Here is a 19,096-nt window from a genome sequence, read left to right as displayed (position 1 = left end):
AGGGTTCTCAGCGGCAGAAATTTATTTGTCACGGTTTAAATTAATTTTTAATTCAAATAGTTTGAAATAACATCACTAATATAGTCGTAATGACTTTCATTGAGGCCCGGCCATACTCCTAGCCAAAATGATTGATTCATTATAACGTCAGTATTTATTAAGTTTCCGATAACTTTATGCTGGATATTCGCATATGCAGGCTGCCGGAGTAAATTTCCTCCAAACAATAATCTCGTTCCAATTTTGTTCTCTTCTAGATGTTGAACCAGCATATGCCGGTCTGCCGCATCTCCTTCCCTTAGCGTAAGCAAAAATCCAAACCATGATGGATGACTATTAGGTGTAGGTTCCGGAAGTATAAAAATATTCTCGAATTGTTTCATGCGTTCATATAAAGCAGCATAGTTTTGTCTTCTCCTATGAACAAAATGATCAATCTTTTTTATTTGTGATACACCAAATGCAGCCTGCATATCAGTCACTTTTAGGTTAAAACCAATGTGCGAATAGGTGTACTTATGATCGTAGCCAAATGGTAATGTGCCCAGTTGTTGAGAAAACCGGCAACCACAAGTGTTATCTTTACCAGGCTCGCAGTAACAATCGCGTCCCCAATCTCTGAAACTTTCCGCTATCTTAGCCAATTCGGGGTTATTAACTAATACTGCGCCGCCCTCTCCCATAGTTATATGATGGGCTGGGTAAAACGAAAATGTGGCTATGTCTCCAAATGTGCCTGTCTTTTTGCCCCGGTAAGTTGCTCCAAGTGAGTCGCAATCATCTTCAACAACCCATAGATTATATTTTTTTGCAACGCGCATCACTTCGTCCAAATCAAACGGGTTTCCCAGCGAATGCGCGATCATAATCGCCTTCGTCTTCGGACTTACAGCTTCTTCGATCATGTCAGACTTAACATTATGCGTTGCTATGTCTACGTCTACAAAAACCGGTACAGCTCCAAATTGTATGATTGGATTAACAGTAGTAGGGAATCCGGCAGCCACGGTAATCACTTCATCGCCGGGCTTAATAGCCCGTTCTCCCAGCTTTGGAGATGTTAAAGCATAAAAAGCAACCAGGTTTGCGGACGAACCTGAATTAACTAACAATGCCCTATTTGTACCAAAATACTGTGTAAAGTCATGCTCAAACTGATTCGCAAATCTTCCTGCAGTAAGCCAGCCATCTAATGCGGCATCAACGCCATACAATATATCTTCTTCATCAAGTACTTTCCCGGTTACAGGAATGTAATTTTTACCAGGTACAATGACCTGCGAGGTTTTAATTTTTGCAATATTTCTTAATTGTTCCTTAAGAGCGCTGTCGTTAATATTGTTAAGCATAATGATTAAATAATTAGGTACCTTCCATTTCTAATGGTTTCGACATCGGCTCCATTTCAGTGATCGGACGGCCAAAAGCGATCTTCGGATAGGTGTTTGTATAAGGGTCTATCATGACCTGAAGTAGAGCGGCTTGATTAGGATCATTCCAAAGCCAGGTAAGAGAGCTTTCAATTTCGTCTTCTGAGGATATCGATTTAGCGGTTATGCCGTACGCTTCTGAAACTTTCTCGAAGTCTGGCGCCGTGTAGCCCCAATAAGTCGACTGGTACCTGGATTCAAAATAACTATCCTGGAATTGCCTTATCATTCCAAGATTTTGATTGTTCATTACAATAATCTTCAATGGAAGTTTATTTCTCGATATTGTTTGAAGCTCCTGAATATTAATCTGCATGCAACCGTCGCCGGCAATCACGACCACAGATTCTATCCCAAGCGCAAAGCATGCACCTATGCCGGCAGGAAGTGCGTATCCCATAGCTCCCATTCCTCCTGACGTTAAAAATAACTGATGCTTCTGTATTTCTATCGACTGGGCTGCCCACATTTGATGCGAACCAACATCAGCTACGAAGCATGAAGCCTCTTTTGATCGCTGTGACAACTGATGAATAAATTTATTAGGATTTATCCCTTTCGGCTTTAATTCAGATGTATCAGGCCATTGATTTCTTAACCTGTTAATGTATGATAACCAATCCTTGCATTTTTGAAAAGTAATATTAAGGCCGCTAGTGAAGCTGTTAAACCCATTTAAAAATTGCTTTGCATCACAAACAACGGGAAAGCACCCCTTTATTCTATTATTAATTTCAGCGGGTTCACAGTCTATATGGAAAATTGGCCGATTTTCAAAAAACCTAGTATCTGCACCTGTTTGCCGAATATCTAATCTGCTGCCGATGACAATTAATAAATCACATTCACCTAGCGCGATATTTGCCCAACGATTTCCATAGCTTCCGATAAACCCAACCCTTAAAGGATCATTGTATGCGACCACGTCCAATCCCAACAGCGTGGTAACCACAGGGATTTGCGTCACCGATAAGAAATCCTCAAACTGATTAACGGCAAACGACGACCGGATACCCCGGCCGGCGAGTATTAGCGGCCTCTTAGAATTTCGAATTGCACTGCATATGTTTTGGAAGTTTTCGCTATCAATTCCAACATTTTCGACATTGGCATGGTTAATGAATTTTGAACCAATAGATGCCCGTTGAATATCCATTGGGATATCAATTAAAACGGGACCAGGCCGACCTTCTGTAGCGATGTAAAATGCCTTACCTAATATCTCCGGTATATCTTCTTCGTTTTCTACTTTAAAACAGGCCTTCGTAATAGGTTTCGCCATTGAAATAATATCGGTTTCCTGAAAACCAAGCTGGCGGATTGGTCTTTCACCTTTTTGTTCATGTCTGTTAACCTGTCCGGTAAAAAATATGGCGGGAGTAGAATCGAAATAACAACTGCCGATTCCTGTCAACAAATTTGTCGCTCCCGGGCCGCTTGTCGCGAGAGCAATTCCAGGAATGCCGGTTACACGTCCGTATGCGTCCGCGGCAAAAGCAGCGGCTTGCTCGTGATGCATTGTAATAACCTTAATTTCAGTTTTCTGACTTAACGAATCGAGTAAATGAGTAATCATGCCGCCGGAAAGTTCGAATACATATTGTATACCCTTTTCCTTTAAAAACATTGCTATGTAATCGGATACCTTCATTTGATTTCTTATATTACTTAATTGTCAGATATAACTTTGGTAAGTTCGTTTAAAACCCTCGAAAACACCAATTTGTGGTATCCAGCCTAACGCTATCATTTTTGAAATGTCGGGTGTATTTCTCGCAAGGGAACTTTGTATATAGCCTTTGATATTTACTGCCTTTCTAATAACGCTTAGAGGATTTTTTCTAATCTGCGCTAAGATGTCAGCTAATTCACTTATACTGTGTTCGGCAAACGGATTACCAACATTATAAGCCTCGCCAACGTTGCCAGACAATAAAACTGTTAGAAATCCTATAGTCGCATCAGAGAGGTAACAAAAAGCGCGTTTTGCAGAGCCATCACTTGTTACTTCAATGTTCTCGTTATTTATTACATTTCTTAGGAAATCAGCATATACTCGTCCATCGTCAAGCTGCATACCTGGCCCATAAGTATGAAATGGTCTTGCAACTTTTACCGGCACACCAAATTGATGGTAATAACTCACGCAGATGTTCTCCCCCATCCGTTTACTTTCACCATAGCATGCTCTCAATTGCATTGGATCCAGCAAGCCATAATAACTTTCTTTTACAGGATTACAGTTTTCTGCAACCTGCCCATATACTTCTGCCGAGCTAAAATACAAAAAGGACACTACTTTCTTTTCTTTGGCCAGTTGAAGCATGTTAATGGTTCCAAGTACGTTTGGACTTAATGTGCCAACTGGATCTATGCCATAATATTTTGGACTTGCCTGACTAGCTGCATGTACTATGTAATCTATCTTTGCGCTTATAGTTACTGGTGTGCAAACATCTTGTACTAAAATTTCTAAATGACGATTTGATAAATGTTCTTTAAATTTTTGTTCTGCTTTCTCTTTGTTTCTTACTAAAGCTATAACTTTAATATTAATTCCTGGACTGACCTTATTCACATATAATAGGGTTTCTACCATATATGCGGGCAAAAAACCGCTTGCACCAGTAATTAAAACAGTTTTATTAGTAAACAGTTTCCAATCAATATTAGCGTTGTATATAGATGATAAATCTTCCTCTATAATTCTATTGTTCATGAGGGAATGGTTAGAAATTCACTTATTTGTTGCTCCGTAAATCTGCTTATTGTTTCTTTAGCGCTGTTATATTGCTTATACCAATCTATCGTCAATTCGACAGCCTTTAATGCATTCGATTTTGGCTTCCATAGTAAATCAGTTATTGCTTTACTAATATCAAGTTTCAATAAACCAGCTTCATGCAATTGATCCTCCTGTCGTTCAATTTTATAATCGCCGCTGCCCCATCGTTCTATAGCTAAACTCACCATATCCACTACAGGCAATGCATCTGTAGTTTCTGGCCCGAAATTATAGGCTTGCCCATACTTTAAATAACTGGTCCTAAGGTGTTTGCCTAAAATCAAATATCCAACAATAGGCTCTAATACATGTTGCCAGGGGCGCACAGCATCTGGGTTCCTTATAATTATTTCAACATCATTTGCAAGCGCCCTGGCTATATCTGGCATTAAACGATCTTTAGACCAATCTCCACCGCCTATTACGTTACCAGCTCGGGCAACCGCAATACCTTTTTTATGAGAATTGTATCGAGTTTTATTAAAGAAAGAGTTACGATATGAATCAATTATTAACTCAGCGCACGCTTTACTTGCACTATAGGGATCATAACCACCAAGCCGATCGTTTTCACGATACGGATACTCCCATTCATAATTATGATACACTTTATCAGTAGTAATTAATACAGCGGAACAAGGCTTGTTTAAAAGCCGCACTGCATCCAACAACTTGGCCGTACCAATAGCGTTCACTTCAAAAGTTTCGGAAGGTACTTCGTAAGAAAGCCGGACAAGCGGCTGCGCTGCCAAGTGAAAAATAAAATCCGGTTGAAAACTTAATACTTCTTTTTTTAGCCTATCGCCGTCACGGATATCTCCTGTAATCGATTCACAAAGCCGATCGCCACCCAATAAATAGAAAAGGTCATAATCATTCTCAGGGGCTAACGCATAGCCTTTCACCTCGGCGCCAAGCATTGACAATATTTTCAAAAGCCACGAGCCTTTAAAGCCGGTGTGCCCGGTTAGTAAAATCTTTTTCCCTTGGTAAACCTTTCTTAACTCCTCGAACATAGTTACCAAATTTTCCATTTCGCTGATCCAGAACTCCAGAGTTGTTCCAATTCAATTCTATCCCTTAAAGCGTCCATAGGTTTCCAAAAGCCATTATGGCGAAAGGCCGCCAACTGACCATCGTTTGCCATTTCAATCAATGGTCTTTTCTCCCATTGAACTTCATCCATATCATCTTTCAGATATTTGAAAATTCCTGGCTCCAAAACAAAAAAGCCTCCATTAATCCACATTCCGTCACCTTGTGGTTTTTCAACAAAATGGTCTACGTTTCCTGCCTCATCCATTTCTATGTTACCAAACCGGCCTGGCGTTTGTATAGAAGTCAAGGTAGCCAATTTACCATGGGAATTGTGAAATTCCACGAGTTCTTGAATATTGACATCGGATACGCCATCCCCGTAGGTTAACATGAACGTTTCCTCATTTAAATATTTTTGAATCCTTTTTATCCTGCCGGCTGTATTAGTAGTTAAGCCAGTGTCAACAAGTGTCACCTTAAAAGATTCGCTATTTGAAAAGTGGACGTCTACTTTATTCTTCTCAAGCTCTATAGTGACGTCTGAATTATAAAGGTAATAGTTTAAAAAATACTCTTTTATTGTCTGAGCTTTATAACCAAGGCACAAAACGAAATCGTTATATCCGTAGGCTTCATATATCTTCATAATATGCCACAAAATCGGCTTTCCACCAATTTCAACCATTGGTTTTGGCCTTGCCTCCGTTTCTTCCATTAATCGGGTACCCAAACCTCCCGCGAGTATTACCACTTTCATAATTTAAATTAAAACTTTTACATTGTTCGATTGCGGAAAACTGCAACATAGCAGACATTCATCATTAGTTAAATCTACAGGCCTTTTTTGCAGGCCAATCATACTAACTTCTCCAGCTAAAACTTTCGCCTTGCAAATCGAACAATTACCAATTTGGCAAGAATAGGGTAGTTCAATCATCGAATCGAGTGCAGACTCTAAAATACTTTTTCCTTTCACCACTTCAACAGAACGCTCAGCGCCATTAAAGTTAACCAGTACATTTTGGGTCGAAATATTTTTGAAATCTTCCGGGTTACGAATTAACTCAAAATCCTCAGAAAAAATCCGTGATTCATCAATACGGAAACCTTGTAAACTCGCTTTAACCGATTCCTTTAAACCAGATGGGCCGCAAATAAAATGAACTGAATTTTCCATATTACCCTCGCTTCTAAGCACATCCATAATTTTTTCGGGATCAATTCTACCCTGTATTAAAAAAGGATTGCTACTGGCCACCGAAAGTCGGGTATGAAAATGCCATATTGAAAAGCGGCTTTCATACTGGGACTGTAACTCTTCTAAGGACTTTTTAAAAATGATAGTGTCATTCGATCGATTGCCATACACCAAGGTGACATGTTTGAACAGATTTCCCTTCAAAGCCGCTTTAATCAATGAATACAATGGAGTAATTCCGCTGCCTGCACCCCACAGTATAAACCGCTTATCATTGGGATCTCTGATTTTTTCGAATGTAAAATCACCTAACGGAGACATAACTTCTATGAGCTGTCCTTCTTCAAAAGTGTCAATAATATGGTTTGAGACAATTCCTTGAGGACACCTTTTAATAGTTATGTCTAGCGTGTTATCAACACCGGGAGCGGACGAAAAAGAATAGGGCCTTAGATATCTCCGACCGTTGATTCTAACTATTACTGTTAAGTATTGACCAGCAACGTATTGTATCTTTTTTAACGCAGGTTGTTTAAAACAGATAGTAACCGCATCTGGTGTTTCTACTTTTTTCGCCTGAATTTTTAAAGTAAAGCTCTTCATGATTAGTCCATAATTCCGGCTAGAATTTTCCGGAAAAGCAGATAAAAGGTGACAAGCAGACTTAATAAGAAACCTCCGATAACCAGTCCTTTTAGTTTTCCGATTTTTTCTTCCTTTAACGGCAGTATTGGTTCATCAACAACTTGAATCAATGGCGCGTCCTTTCGCAATGAAACCTTTGAAATTTCCAAATTTTGAACCAGTTGTGTAAGAATTGCTTTGTTAGCCTCGGCATCAACCTGCCTTCGTTGAGAAGGCACCTGCAAAATACGCAATGCCAGATTAGCATTTGGATTGGCATCCATGGAAGAAGCCACGCCGCTAATCGCGCCGTTCAAAGCTCTGCGTACAGAATCCGTCTGATGCTGAAGTATCGCTAAGTTTTCTAGTGACTTCTTCGTCTTTGTCTGCACATAAAAATCATTTACATCTTTTACAATCGCATCGTTAAAATTTTTTGCGAAAAGCTCATCCTTAGCCTTTACTTCGACCTTTATGATACTTAATTTCTTATCCGGCTTACTAACATCCAGGTAGTTTTTGTTGATGTCTGCGACAATGTTTCCAAGGATGGAATCTTGCAGGCGACTAAAATTTTCCGGCGGTGTATTATCAAAACGAAGGCTTTTCAGTTCAGGTTTCTCAACCCAGCCCTCACGAATTTTATTGATCTGAATATACCTGTCCACGAGCAGCTGGCTCTTACCATTAAAATCAGCAGCTGTCAGCAATGCTTTTTGAACCATCGATCGCGATTTATACAGTTCAAGAATATTATCACCCTGGAAAATTCCGCTATTACCTGCACCGCCCATATCGATTCCGACCATCGAAGCCAGGCCTGCATATTGTCCGAGTCCACCGCCAGCATTCCCTTCTTCCAGGACGAAAGTACAATCCGCAGTATAAACAGGTTTTTTAAAATAAGCGTATGTAAAGCCCAGAATTCCCCCGATAATTCCCGCAATTAGTATGGCCTTCCATTTAGACAGCAGGTACCGATACCACTCCCTGATTTTAAGGATCAGTTCCTTTAATGATATTTCGTCGTCAGCCGACACATTTTGATTGGTGCTCAACTCGGTCATCGTTATTTTAATAAACTTACAATGATTGCTGCTAAGGATGCTAAGCCAGTTGTAATCCCCACTAATTCTGCGGCACTTACACGCTTGGCCGGATCCTTTTTGGGCACAAAAATTTCGGCGCCGGGGCTTACGCTTGGGTAATTATTAAAAAAGAAAAACTTTTTAGCTGTCTTAACAGAACCGTTGGCATAAATCACGTATGATCGTTTCTTTAATGCCCGTTGAGAAAATCCGCCGCCGTTATTGATGTACGTTTTAAAGCCTTTGCTTTTATCGTATATTACTGTTACCGGAGATAAAACTTCTCCGCTAATCTTTACGGTTTGGAGCTGCTTAGGTACATAAAGTACATCCCCCTCTTCCAAAAAGATATCGTCTTTCTTGCCCGGGTCTTTTAGTATTCTTGTAAGGTCGATTCCAACGTATTCATTTTTGGTTGACTCCTCATCGATTAACAACCCGGATGAATTATTTATCGTTGTTTGTGATTGAAGTTGCTGCATCCGTTTTAAGCGTATAACCTGTTGCTGTAAAACTTCAATACTGTCCTTAAACTTGGTGATATCGTTGGTTAGCAAAGTGTCTTTCGGCGGGCCTGGCCTCCTTAGTGAAGCACCTTCGGGATACGCCAATGCGGTAAATCCTCCGGCACGTTTTAATATATCGGAAACCCGTTCGTCTTTACGGGTGATTGTATACATTCCCGGGTAAAGCACTTCGCCTTCAACTTTAACTTGCTTTTGGATTTCAAAACCGGTAGAACTCCTGATCGATACGATATCAAAAGGTTGTAAGACAAAACCAGGCTGACTTAAAGAAAGATTAGGATTGATATTAACCTGGAATACTTCTGAAGAAACCGCGGAAGTCGAGGTGACATCACTGCTTTTTGTGCGACGCGAAATTTCAACCCGGTTTGGCGAGGCGCCTTCTTTAAATCCGCCAGCTTTCAAAACCAATTCTTCAACGGTCATATTATCCGAATAATTGAAGGTTCCGGGACTGCGGACTTCCCCATCAATTGATACGCGGTATTCATCACGAAGATCAAAGATCGAATTAATACTGATTACATCCTCCCGCATCAATGAAATGTCAGCAGTACTGCCTGAAATTATTTTTCTGACATCGAAAGAAATCAATTGAGTGCTGTTATCGGGATTCAACCGCGTAATATAACCTCGCTCTAAAAAAGCGTCTTCCTTCACTCCATCAGCTTTTTTGATTAATTGGCTTAAGGTTAAACCACTCGTCAGCTCAAATTGCCCGGGACGGAAAACAGCACCGTTAATCGTTACACGGTTTTCAAAACGCTCCAATATCTGTTCTACAAAATATTTGTCGCCATTTTGAGGTTTGTAAGTTGAGAATTGATCGGCAAAAACATCGGTAATCTTTCTCTCTTTCGAAGTATTCTGAAGGACTTTCACCCTTGCCGAGTATGCTCTTTCCGTAAAACCGCCGGCGAAATTAAGCGCGTCTGCTAGCGTCTCATTCGGCAATGTTTCGAAAATATAGGGACGCTTAACTTCTCCGGAGAATTCAACGCGTGTCTGATAAGTCGGAACCCTGATGACGTCATTGTCCTGCAGCCGTATATTATTGGTTTGGAAACCCTTTAAAAGAAAATCGTAAATATCCAATTTTCCGACTACACGATTGCCGCGAACCACTTCTATGGAACGAAACGTTCCGTTGTCAGTCGGCCCCCCGGAAGCATAAAGTGCATTGAAAACAGTAGCTAAGGAAGGAAGTGTATAAGAACCCGGTTTAGCGACTTCACCAACCAATGTTACTTTAATGCTGCGTATGTCTCCTACCGCCACGTTTAGTCGTGTAGAACCATTCCGTAATCCCGAGTAAATAGTAGCGAGCTTTGATTTTATTCTTGCCGTTGCTTGTTCGATGGTCATACCACCAACCTGTACAACGCCTGCATATTCGATATTAATTGTCCCCTCAGGCGAAACTTTTAACTGGTAACTGGCTTCAGAGTTCCCGGTTATGTCGATCAACAACTGGTCATCCGGACCGACCACATAATTTTGCGGTGTCGCCAGTCGTAAGTTTGGCTCAAAGCTGAGGTTGGTATTTCTGAAAAGGTCGGCTCCGAATATTTTTGGTTTGAATTCTGCCAAAAGCTTTTCGGCCATCCTTAATGAATCCTGGTTGGTATACCTGAGGGAATCCTGCGCGGATTGCTGTGTATAGTTTCTGCCGCCTTGTTGCTGTTTTGCGCCAATAGTCTTGTTTCCCTGCTGGTTGGTCTGTTGTCTTTTTGCGTCGGCTGTTTTAATGCGGTTAACACGGTCACGAAGCTTTGCAACCTCATCGGTGCTCATACCACGGGCAATTGCGACTTGCTCCAGCTGGGTGTCGCTTAAGCCGGTTGCTTCAACTTGCTTCATAAACTGCCTGATCTGGTCGTCGGACAACTCATCTACCCGGATGGAACTAAAATTCTGCTGATTGATATTCTGCGCTTTGACTGCAGAAACACCAATGAGCGAAAACGTTAATACTATTAAACAAAAACCCTTAAGTAATATTGACTTCATTCAGTTAAATCCAATGCCGTGTTACAAACGCCATCTAACAAAGGTAAAAAATACCGGAATATCTGAAAGCCCGTGGCCGCCCGCTTCGTGTAAAAATATTCACAAAGCATATGCAGATTCCCCATTTGTAAATGCGGCAGCAAAGATATAAATGTAATTGAAAGGTTAAAGCAGATTTCTGCATGAATTACTTTTTAGGATAATTAACGACTACTATAGCGCTCGTTTGCAACGAGTGCTATCTGGTCAATCGTTTGCAACGATATTATCCCACAAAATAGTGCCTGTTTGAAACGAGTGCTTACTGGAAATCGTTTACAACGACAGTTTATACTATTAGCGATGCAATCGCAAAACCATTACACACTCGTTGCAAACGAGCGCGAGGGGACAAGACTGTTATTATTTGTTTGGTGGTTCTTCGGCTCTTTCAGGGTTCTGCTTCGGCTCTGATGCGCAAAAAGAGCCTTTCCGCCCAACAACCGCCAAAGAAGGTACGAAGCAGAACCCTTGCAGACCTGTAAAAAGTTTATGCGCGACTATAGCGCTCGTTTGCAACGAGTGCTTGCCGGTGAATCGTTTGCAACGATAACTATTTGTAAGCGATACGATCGCAAAACCAATACAAACCCGTTAAGCCGAGCGCGAGGGGCAACGCAATTAATAGTACTTCTGGAATTCGTTTACAACGACAGTTTATGCTCTTAGCGATACAATCGCAAAACCATTACACACTCGTTGCAAACGAGCGCGAGGACTGGTTTTCTATCTCTCCTGCTCATCGGGATTTGCAATCACGATGCAATAATTTTGGATTTGAAATCCAAACTTACGCAAGTCGCTTCCTAATAAAAAAACCGGGCTTAACCCGGTTTCACAAATCAAATGAATGATATCTTCTATTCGAAGTAGTTCAAGATCTTGTACCCTCCCGCCTGAAGGTGTTCATCCTTCTTCATCAGGTCAAGATCGGAAAGAACCATATCTTTTACCAGGGCTGGCAGATCGTATTTCGGCTTCCATCCTAGCTGTGTTTTTGACTTAGTAGGATCACCTAACAATAAATCCACTTCCGTCGGACGGAAATATTTAGGGTCTACTTTTACTACCGTTGTTCCCGGAAGGATCTTACTTTTTTCAATGCCGAGGTCCATTAATCTGTTCTCGTCGAAGCCAATGATTACACCTTTCTCGTTCTCATCTTTACCGCTGAATTCGATATCGATACCCAGTTCGTTAAAACTCATTTTAACGAAATCACGAACAGTAGTGGTAATACCACTGGCGATAACAAAATCCTCCGGTTTATCCTGTTGGAGGATCAGCCACATAGCTTCCACATAATCTTTCGCATGACCCCAGTCGCGTTGTGCGGAAAGGTTGCCAAGATACAGGCAGCTTTGTAAGCCTAAAGCGATTTTCGCTGCTGCACGTGTGATCTTACGAGTCACGAAAGTTTCCCCGCGGATCGGGCTTTCGTGGTTGAACAAAATTCCGTTACAAGCAAACATACCGTAGGCCTCACGATAGTTTACTGTGATCCAATAGCCGTAAATTTTTGCAACCGCGTATGGCGAACGTGGATAAAATGGTGTTGTTTCACTTTGCGGAACTGCCTGGACCAAACCATAGAGTTCGGATGTTGATGCCTGGTAAACGCGGGTCTTTTTTGTTAAACCCAGTAAACGCACTGCTTCAAGGATACGAAGAGTACCGATTCCATCGGCATTTGCCGTATATTCCGGCGTGTCAAAACTAACCTTCACATGGCTCATGGCCGCAAGATTATAAATTTCATCAGGCTGCACTTCCTGGATGATACGGATCAGGTTCGTCGAGTCTGTGAGGTCGCCGTAATGAAGTTCCAGTTTCAGGTTCTTTTCGTGGGGATCCTGGTACAAGTGATCAATTCGATCCGTATTGAACAAAGAACTTCTTCTTTTGATACCATGGACCTTGTATCCTTTTTTTATAAGTAATTCAGCCAGGTACGCTCCGTCCTGTCCGGTTATTCCGGTTATTAGTGCGACTTTCATTTAGAGAATCTTAAATAGTTGACAAGTATATTGAATTTTTCATAGCTAAAAAACGGATAGATTGAGAATTATACTCCCAGAAAGGTAAACGGGTTTCAAAAAATAAAATTATTTGGCTTAGAAATTAAAGTCGCCCATCGACCCATCGCCGGTCGATGACAGCTTTAGTGTCAAAAATAACAGTCGACGGTTTTTTTAACCGCTCGAAGTCGATTTCTTCAAACTCTTTATGCGAAACAGCGAGAATGACCGCCTCATAATTACGGGCGTAAATATCTTCAGCCAGTGAAAAGCCATACTGACTCCTGATTTCCTCACAATTCGCCTGCGGATCATGAACGTCTACCTGCATGCCAAATTGAACAAGCTCTTTGTGTATATCAATAACCTTTGAATTTCGGATGTCGGGGCAATTCTCTTTAAAAGTGACGCCCAAAATTAGGGCCCTTGAATCCTTCACAGATGAGCCTTTTGCAATCATCAATTTAACAACTTTACTTGCAACAAAAGATGCCATATAATCATTCACCCTTCTGCCTGAAAGTATGACTTCCGGATGGTAACCCAGGCTTTCAGCTTTATATGCCAGGTAATAAGGATCAACGCCGATACAATGACCGCCAACCAATCCCGGGGTAAATTTCAAAAAGTTCCATTTCGTCGCGGCGGCCTCCAGCACATCATTGGTGTCTATCCCTATTTTATCGAAAATGAGCGACAGCTCGTTAACAAACGAGATATTAACGTCACGCTGGGCATTTTCGATAGCTTTTGCCGCTTCAGCCACTTTAATGCTTGATGCTTTAAAGGTACCCGCTGTTATAATGCTGGCATACAATTGATCGATCAAAGCAGCAATCTCGGGTGTCGAACCGGAAGTAACTTTTACAATCTTCTTTAACGTACGGCTGCTATCCCCGGGACTGATCCTTTCCGGAGAATAACCGCAATAAAAATCACTGTTAAATACCAGGCCGCTTTCTTTTTCGAGTACAGGAACGCAATCTTCTTCTGTACAGCCCGGGTAAACCGTCGATTCATAGATGACGATCGAATTTCTTTTGAGGTATTGCGCGACGAGGCCGGTAGCGCTTAACAACGGCTCGAGGTCCGGTTTCTTATATTCATCAACAGGCGTTGGAACTGTTACAATAAAAATTTCAGTTCCTTCAAGGAAATGTTCATCCTCAATTAGCTTCAGTGCCGTTTCCTTTAATTCGTTAGTGTCCGCCTGGTTAGTTTCGTCAAACCCTGATCTTAAAGCATTTAACCGCTTCTTATTGATATCAAATCCTTGGACCTGGTATTTTTCAGCCAATGCAAGGGCAAGCGGAAGACCGACATAGCCTAAGCCAATCACTGAAATTTTTAGATCAGGACTTAATTTCATTTATTTTATTAATCTAAGTAAGTACTGCCCGTAACCGCTTTTGGTTAGTGGTGCCGCGATAAGCTTCAGTTGGTCGGCGTTGATAAAACCCATACGATAAGCGACTTCTTCAATACAGCCAATTTTGAGCCCCTGCCTTTCCTCGATAACCTGGACAAACTGCCCGGCTTGCATTAACGATTGGAATGTACCGGTGTCAAGCCAGGCCGTACCACGACTCAATACGCCTACTTTTAATTTACCTTGTTCCAGGTATACTTTATTGACGTCTGTTATTTCATATTCTCCGCGCGGAGAAGGCTTTATATTCTTCGCGATCTCAACAACTGAATTATCGTAAAAATATAAGCCAGGAACAGCGTAGTTTGATTTCGGCTGTGCAGGTTTCTCTTCAATTGATATTGCCTTATTGTCGCCATCGAACTCAACAACTCCATAACGTTCAGGATCTGAAACAGGATACGCGAATACAACACCACCTTCTGGTTCTTTAAGGTCCTGCAATAAATGCGAAAGCCCGTCGCCGTAGAAAATATTGTCGCCAAGGATCAGCGCTACGCTGTCATCACCGATAAAGTCTGAACCGATAACAAAAGCTTGTGCCAGGCCGTTCGGATCCTTTTGAACAGCATACGAAAATTTACAGCCGAGATTCTTTCCATCTCCCAGTAACTTCTCAAAATTGGGAAGGTCGTGTGGTGTAGAGATGATCAGGATTTCCTGTATACCGGCAAGCATTAAAATAGACAAGGGATAATAGATCATCGGCTTGTCGTATACAGGCATCATCTGTTTACTGGTAGCAAGTGTCAATGGATGCAGCCTGGTTCCCGAGCCGCCGGCAAGAATAATTCCTTTCATTGGATAATATTTAGTTTGATAGATGGATTTGCAAAGTTAACAGCGTGAACTTAAGTACCTAAAGTTTCGCGATGCATTTTTCGAGGCTTTCGCGCCAGTATGGAATGCTTGCCTGGAAAGCGTTTTTTATAGCCGATTTGTCCATAACTGAAAAAGCGGGCCTCTTTGCTTTGGTGACATATTCAGATGTCGGCACAGGATATACCTTAATATTCACTTTCGCTATATCAAATATCGCTTTCGCGAAATCGTACCAGGAAGTGACACCTTCATTGCTGTAATGATAAACACCGTACTTATTAGAGCCCGATTCGATAATATCAAATATCACAGCGGCAAGGTCCATGGCATACGTGGGCGTACCTATCTGGTCAGCAATTACTTTCAGTTCATCTTTTTCGGCTCCCAAACGCAACATGGTTTTAACAAAATTATTTCCATATTCGGAGTACAGCCAGCTCGTACGAAGGATAAAATACCTGGTTGTGTTAAGAAGAATGTCTTTCTCTCCGGCCAGCTTCGTTTCCCCGTAAACGTTAATGGGAAACGTTACATCAGTTTCTGTCAGCAGTTTGGGAGTATTCCCCTCGAATACAAAGTCGGTCGAAACATGTATCAGCGTACTTTGATATTCATTGCAAAGCTTCGCAAGATTTTCGGCGCCTGTTTTATTAACCTTTTCGGCTAAATCTTTCTCATCTTCTGCCTTATCGACCGCGGTATAAGCAGCACAGTTAATACAATATTCCGGTTTCTGCTGGTCGAAAACTTGTTTTAAAGCTTCAACATTCAATATGTCAGCCTCTGTTTCGGTGGGGAAGTAAATATCCTGGATGTTTCGCTGGTTTGCTAACTCTCTGAGGCACTGGCCTAATTGTCCGCCGGCACCGAATACAATAATTTTACTCATAGACGGCGGTAAACTTAAGAAAGATTTTTTATTGATAGGATAGTAAACGGCAAAAAGCTGATGCTCATCCGGTCAGACGCAAATAGCGCTCGTTTGCAACGAGTGCTGATTGGTCAGTCGTTTGTAACGACAACAAAATCCAATTATTAAACAGAATTTCCAACTCCAGAATAACCAACGTTCAGAATTTCGACATCCAGTATTCCATTATTGACGATATAATTTGATGCTGAGCTATAAATATAGTCTTCCGGATTAAGTACAATCCCGGCTTTTACCGGATTGTTATGAATATAATCAAGCTTCTGGGCGATCAGGGCTAATGAACTACATTCAATAGCATGATACCCGTCCTGCCATACTTTAAAATCCTTAATTCTGTTACTAAACTTAGCATGATAACTAAAACGATGAAGCATCCATTCCCGCCGGCTTTCTTGCTCATGCTGTATCGCAGCAATTATTTGCTTATTGGTAAACTTTTTAAGATCACGAATTATCTGGGCTAATTTTTCGGGATGTCTGGCAGATACTAGCAAATGCAAATGATTGGTCATTAAACAATATGCATGTAAATTTAACCCTTTATTGTACCTGCAATATTTGAGAGATTCAGCTATAATGTTTTTATAAACAGGCCGGATAAAAACATCAACCCAATCAACAATTGCAAATGTGATGAAATGAATCTCTTCCTGATCTTTGACTTTATATTTATGAGACATATTATAAATATAAAAAAGATCGAAATATGATATAATCCGAATTGCCAGATTGGCTCAGCGATAGGCGATACAATCGCAAAACCAGTTAAGCACTCGTTTAGAAACCAGCGCAAAAAAGTTCATTGAATATAGCGCTCGTTTGCAACGAGTGCTGATTGGTCAGTCGTTTGTAACGATGCCTCTGTATTATACTATGAAGGGCTAGTTAAATAAAGTTATGATGATCTAAGACCGATCCTTATGTACCATTCAAGTACAGTTCAAGTAGGGATAAAGTACTTTGAGAGTAGTAATCTATGCAAGCATAGCAAATGAGTACTGACTTGCATGGCTTATAATGATAAGCGATACAATCGCCAAACCAGTTAAGCACTCGTTTGGAAACGAGCGCAAAAAAATCGTTGAACATAGCGCTCGTTTATAACAAGTGCTGATTGGTCAATCGTTTTTAACAATATAAAAATGTCTCTGAAGCTTACTTTCCAGCTCCTGGTACCAATCATCGCCGTACTTGCGAATCAACGGCTCTTTGAGAAATTTATAAACCGGAACTTTTAATTCCCGTCCGAATGAGCAAGCTGGGCTGCAAATATTCCAGCGGTCGTAATGCAGCACATCGAATTCGGGATAGTTTGTTATTCTAATAGGATATAAATGACAGGAAATTGGCTTCTTCCAGTTTACTTTACCTTCCTCATATGCTTTCTCAATCGCGCATTTGGTGATACCACCTTCCCAGATCACATAAGCGCATTCTTTATTTCCGTCAACACAAGGTGTTGTGTAGTCGCCTTCAAAATCTGTCACCCAGGTACCTTGTTCTTCGACGGTCTCAATTCCTTTTGCAGTCATGTACGGCTTAACCGCAGGATAGATATCCTCCAGGATCGTCAGCTCACTTTTTTCAAGCGGAGCGCCTGAGTCGCCTTCAATACAGCAGGCTCCCTTGCATTTGTCGAGGTTGCATACAAAATTCTCCGAAACTACATCCTCATGCACCAATGTATGCTGAACTTCAATCATGATATTAAATTATTTAGAATAGGGGGCGGGGTATTTTAAGCCCGACGCTTCTGCAAGCTCCAAAGTTACGGAACCTACCAATATTTCTACCTGGGCTTTTACCGGTATACGGTTTTTGTCGTCAGTGATCCAGAGATAAAGCTTGCTATCCTTTTTAAATATACGGCCAGGTTGTATCTGCGGACTAAACTTCAGGCAATTAATCACTCCAAGCTGGGTTTTAATCTGCTCCTTTCCTATATAAGCGATCGTAAAATCAGTTACTTCGTCTTTTAAAAAATAACTCATTGTAAAGGCTTTACCAACTCTTGCTCCGGCGAGATCAATATTGCGTGCAAAGTAAAACGCGGAGGCAAGATCAAATGTCTTGGCTGCGCCGCGAAACGTGCCTCGGTTCCCCACTATTTTGCGTTCTGATTGGTAGAACCGCACTTTATCCGTCCGTTTATAACTTGCTTCACGAATATTTTCAGTATATAGATATGGTAGTAATGTAGATTGGTCTATGTAAGAATCGTACCTGTCGCGAACTTTATAAAAGATATCGAATGAGCCTGATGTCTTCCCTTGTGCAACCAGGTGATATACCGGCTTACCGTCGAATTTAGTATCACTTTTCAGAACATCAAGAGTCGCTTCTGCTGCGGTGAGAAAACCGTATTTAAGTTTATAACGCAGTTTCTCACCAGGCTCAAAAGAGGTATTACTTATATTATCAAGCTCCTGGGGCCGTGCATAAAAAGAAATCAATAAAAAAAGAAGCAAAAAAAAACGTTGTTTCATCAGATATCAGTTATTGCATGCAGGCTCAGGCTACAATATTTCAATGCATTTAGCTGTAACACACAAGTCACCTTATTGCTTTTTCTTTTTAATCTTTACGTTTAAACACCGGTACTGTGGAACATGGTTCACCGTACATAATACTTTTGGCAACCTTGCTTAGCTGCGCCGTTAAGGCCACGAAAGCCGAAACAGGAACGGGTACTTCACCACAGCCCTTAACTACCAGTTTCTGATCGCGGTAATCCTCAAAATTAAGCTCATTAACAGCACGATCAAATAATAGCGATTCAAGCTCTGCGAGTGTTCCAAACATGATACTTTTTGCATACGGAGCCATTTTATTGGCAAGCAGCATATAAGCCCAGGTTGGCACAATGGCATCTGCGGTACATGTTATGGCAACATGCCTGCCTGCATACTGCTGCCAGTCGTGTTCCTTTACAAATTCCCTGAAATCCTTCTCACGCAGTATCAGGCCTTGAAACAAATTATCCTTTATATCATATAGGAAGCGTTCACCCTGAGGGTAAATATCAGCAAGGTCAAAGCTTACCAGGCCACTTTGAGCCACTTTATTGACGATATTTTCCTGAATTTCCATGTACCTTATTTCTTCTTTGACACAAAAGTATGCGATATGTTAAAATCAATCGGACAGCCAAAGG

At 41.2% G+C, this 19,096-nt stretch carries 16 protein-coding genes; all 16 read right to left on the bottom strand.

Features of this window, described 5'->3' with window-relative positions; genetic code table 11:
- Nucleotides 1-47 precede the first annotated feature (47 nt).
- The 16 genes from rfbH to GS399_RS11945 all read right to left on the bottom strand — a co-directional run bounded on the left by rfbH (nt 48) and on the right by GS399_RS11945 (nt 19,032).
- Entirely contained in the window at nt 48-1,349 is a 1,302-nt protein-coding gene (gene rfbH, locus GS399_RS12020) for a lipopolysaccharide biosynthesis protein RfbH (RefSeq protein WP_160844885.1), read from the bottom strand.
- A 13-nt stretch (nt 1,350-1,362) separates the two neighbouring features.
- Nucleotides 1,363-3,081: a thiamine pyrophosphate-binding protein gene (locus tag GS399_RS12015; protein WP_160844884.1), complete on the bottom strand. Its 1,719-nt coding sequence runs from the start codon at nt 3,079-3,081 to the stop codon at nt 1,363-1,365.
- Nucleotides 3,082-3,105: 24 nt separating this feature from the next.
- Nucleotides 3,106-4,149: an NAD-dependent epimerase/dehydratase family protein gene (locus GS399_RS12010; protein WP_160844883.1), complete on the bottom strand. Its 1,044-nt coding sequence runs from the start codon at nt 4,147-4,149 to the stop codon at nt 3,106-3,108.
- Nucleotides 4,146-5,249 carry a CDP-glucose 4,6-dehydratase gene (gene rfbG / locus GS399_RS12005; protein ID WP_202409441.1) on the bottom strand — a complete coding sequence of 368 codons (1,104 nt, stop codon included), beginning with the start codon at nt 5,247-5,249 and terminating at the stop codon, nt 4,146-4,148. Before rfbG ends, GS399_RS12010 begins: the two co-directional genes overlap by 4 nt.
- Complete coding sequence (gene rfbF, locus GS399_RS12000) at nt 5,234-6,010, bottom strand: glucose-1-phosphate cytidylyltransferase (protein ID WP_160844882.1); 777 nt, start codon at nt 6,008-6,010, stop codon at nt 5,234-5,236. The genes rfbG and rfbF overlap by 16 nt, the downstream gene beginning before the upstream one ends.
- A gap of 3 nt (nt 6,011-6,013) precedes the next feature.
- On the bottom strand, nt 6,014-7,054 hold the full coding sequence (locus GS399_RS11995) for a ferredoxin--NADP reductase (RefSeq protein WP_160844881.1): 1,041 nt from the start codon (nt 7,052-7,054) through the stop codon (nt 6,014-6,016).
- Between the two features lie 2 nt (nt 7,055-7,056).
- Nucleotides 7,057-8,142, bottom strand: coding sequence for a Wzz/FepE/Etk N-terminal domain-containing protein (locus GS399_RS11990; protein ID WP_160844880.1), 1,086 nt, complete (start codon nt 8,140-8,142; stop codon nt 7,057-7,059).
- A 2-nt stretch (nt 8,143-8,144) separates the two neighbouring features.
- Nucleotides 8,145-10,700, bottom strand: coding sequence for an SLBB domain-containing protein (locus tag GS399_RS11985; protein ID WP_160844879.1), 2,556 nt, complete (start codon nt 10,698-10,700; stop codon nt 8,145-8,147).
- Between the two features lie 899 nt (nt 10,701-11,599).
- On the bottom strand, nt 11,600-12,736 hold the full coding sequence (gene gmd, locus GS399_RS11980) for a GDP-mannose 4,6-dehydratase (protein ID WP_160844878.1): 1,137 nt from the start codon (nt 12,734-12,736) through the stop codon (nt 11,600-11,602).
- Nucleotides 12,737-12,860: 124 nt separating this feature from the next.
- Nucleotides 12,861-14,126, bottom strand: a complete 1,266-nt coding sequence (locus tag GS399_RS11975; protein ID WP_160844877.1) for a nucleotide sugar dehydrogenase — start codon at nt 14,124-14,126, stop codon at nt 12,861-12,863.
- Nucleotides 14,127-14,987 (bottom strand): glucose-1-phosphate thymidylyltransferase RfbA, encoded by an 861-nt coding sequence (gene rfbA / locus GS399_RS11970; protein WP_160844876.1) that lies wholly within the window; start codon nt 14,985-14,987, stop codon nt 14,127-14,129. It abuts the gene before it with no gap.
- Nucleotides 14,988-15,045: 58 nt separating this feature from the next.
- Nucleotides 15,046-15,897, bottom strand: coding sequence for a dTDP-4-dehydrorhamnose reductase (gene rfbD / locus GS399_RS11965; protein WP_160844875.1), 852 nt, complete (start codon nt 15,895-15,897; stop codon nt 15,046-15,048).
- Nucleotides 15,898-16,043: 146 nt separating this feature from the next.
- Nucleotides 16,044-16,622 carry an REP-associated tyrosine transposase gene (locus tag GS399_RS11960; RefSeq protein WP_160844874.1) on the bottom strand — a complete coding sequence of 193 codons (579 nt, stop codon included), beginning with the start codon at nt 16,620-16,622 and terminating at the stop codon, nt 16,044-16,046.
- A 438-nt stretch (nt 16,623-17,060) separates the two neighbouring features.
- A complete protein-coding gene (locus GS399_RS11955; RefSeq protein ID WP_160844873.1) occupies nt 17,061-17,645 on the bottom strand; it encodes a DUF3109 family protein in 585 nt (194 codons plus the stop codon).
- 9 nt (nt 17,646-17,654) lie between these two features.
- A complete protein-coding gene (locus GS399_RS11950) occupies nt 17,655-18,428 on the bottom strand; it encodes a DUF3108 domain-containing protein (RefSeq protein WP_160844872.1) in 774 nt (257 codons plus the stop codon).
- A gap of 88 nt (nt 18,429-18,516) precedes the next feature.
- Nucleotides 18,517-19,032, bottom strand: coding sequence for a DUF2480 family protein (locus tag GS399_RS11945; protein ID WP_160844871.1), 516 nt, complete (start codon nt 19,030-19,032; stop codon nt 18,517-18,519).
- Nucleotides 19,033-19,096 lie beyond the last annotated feature (64 nt).

The sequence above is a fragment of the Hufsiella arboris genome, assembly GCF_009834875.1.
GTDB classification, from domain to species: domain Bacteria; phylum Bacteroidota; class Bacteroidia; order Sphingobacteriales; family Sphingobacteriaceae; genus Hufsiella_A; species Hufsiella_A arboris.
This window is presented reverse-complemented; position numbering and strand designations above follow the sequence as displayed.

Bases quoted from the DNA above. Each gene is read 5' to 3' on its own strand.
- GS399_RS12015 (WP_160844884.1), bottom strand. From the start codon at position 3,081: ATGAAGGTATCCGATTACATAGCAATGTTTTTAAAGGAAAAGGGTATA.
- GS399_RS11955 (WP_160844873.1), bottom strand. From the start codon at position 17,645: ATGATTGAAGTTCAGCATACATTGGTGCATGAGGATGTAGTTTCGGAG.
- gmd (WP_160844878.1), bottom strand. From the start codon at position 12,736: ATGAAAGTCGCACTAATAACCGGAATAACCGGACAGGACGGAGCGTAC.
- rfbF (WP_160844882.1), bottom strand. From the start codon at position 6,010: ATGAAAGTGGTAATACTCGCGGGAGGTTTGGGTACCCGATTAATGGAA.
- GS399_RS11990 (WP_160844880.1), bottom strand. From the start codon at position 8,142: ATGACCGAGTTGAGCACCAATCAAAATGTGTCGGCTGACGACGAAATA.
- rfbH (WP_160844885.1), bottom strand. From the start codon at position 1,349: ATGCTTAACAATATTAACGACAGCGCTCTTAAGGAACAATTAAGAAAT.
- GS399_RS12010 (WP_160844883.1), bottom strand. From the start codon at position 4,149: ATGAACAATAGAATTATAGAGGAAGATTTATCATCTATATACAACGCT.
- rfbG (WP_202409441.1), bottom strand. From the start codon at position 5,249: ATGGAAAATTTGGTAACTATGTTCGAGGAGTTAAGAAAGGTTTACCAA.
- rfbA (WP_160844876.1), bottom strand. From the start codon at position 14,987: ATGAAAGGAATTATTCTTGCCGGCGGCTCGGGAACCAGGCTGCATCCA.
- GS399_RS11985 (WP_160844879.1), bottom strand. From the start codon at position 10,700: ATGAAGTCAATATTACTTAAGGGTTTTTGTTTAATAGTATTAACGTTT.
- GS399_RS11950 (WP_160844872.1), bottom strand. From the start codon at position 18,428: ATGAAACAACGTTTTTTTTTGCTTCTTTTTTTATTGATTTCTTTTTAT.
- rfbD (WP_160844875.1), bottom strand. From the start codon at position 15,897: ATGAGTAAAATTATTGTATTCGGTGCCGGCGGACAATTAGGCCAGTGC.
- GS399_RS11945 (WP_160844871.1), bottom strand. From the start codon at position 19,032: ATGGAAATTCAGGAAAATATCGTCAATAAAGTGGCTCAAAGTGGCCTG.
- GS399_RS11995 (WP_160844881.1), bottom strand. From the start codon at position 7,054: ATGAAGAGCTTTACTTTAAAAATTCAGGCGAAAAAAGTAGAAACACCA.
- GS399_RS11975 (WP_160844877.1), bottom strand. From the start codon at position 14,126: ATGAAATTAAGTCCTGATCTAAAAATTTCAGTGATTGGCTTAGGCTAT.
- GS399_RS11960 (WP_160844874.1), bottom strand. From the start codon at position 16,622: ATGTCTCATAAATATAAAGTCAAAGATCAGGAAGAGATTCATTTCATC.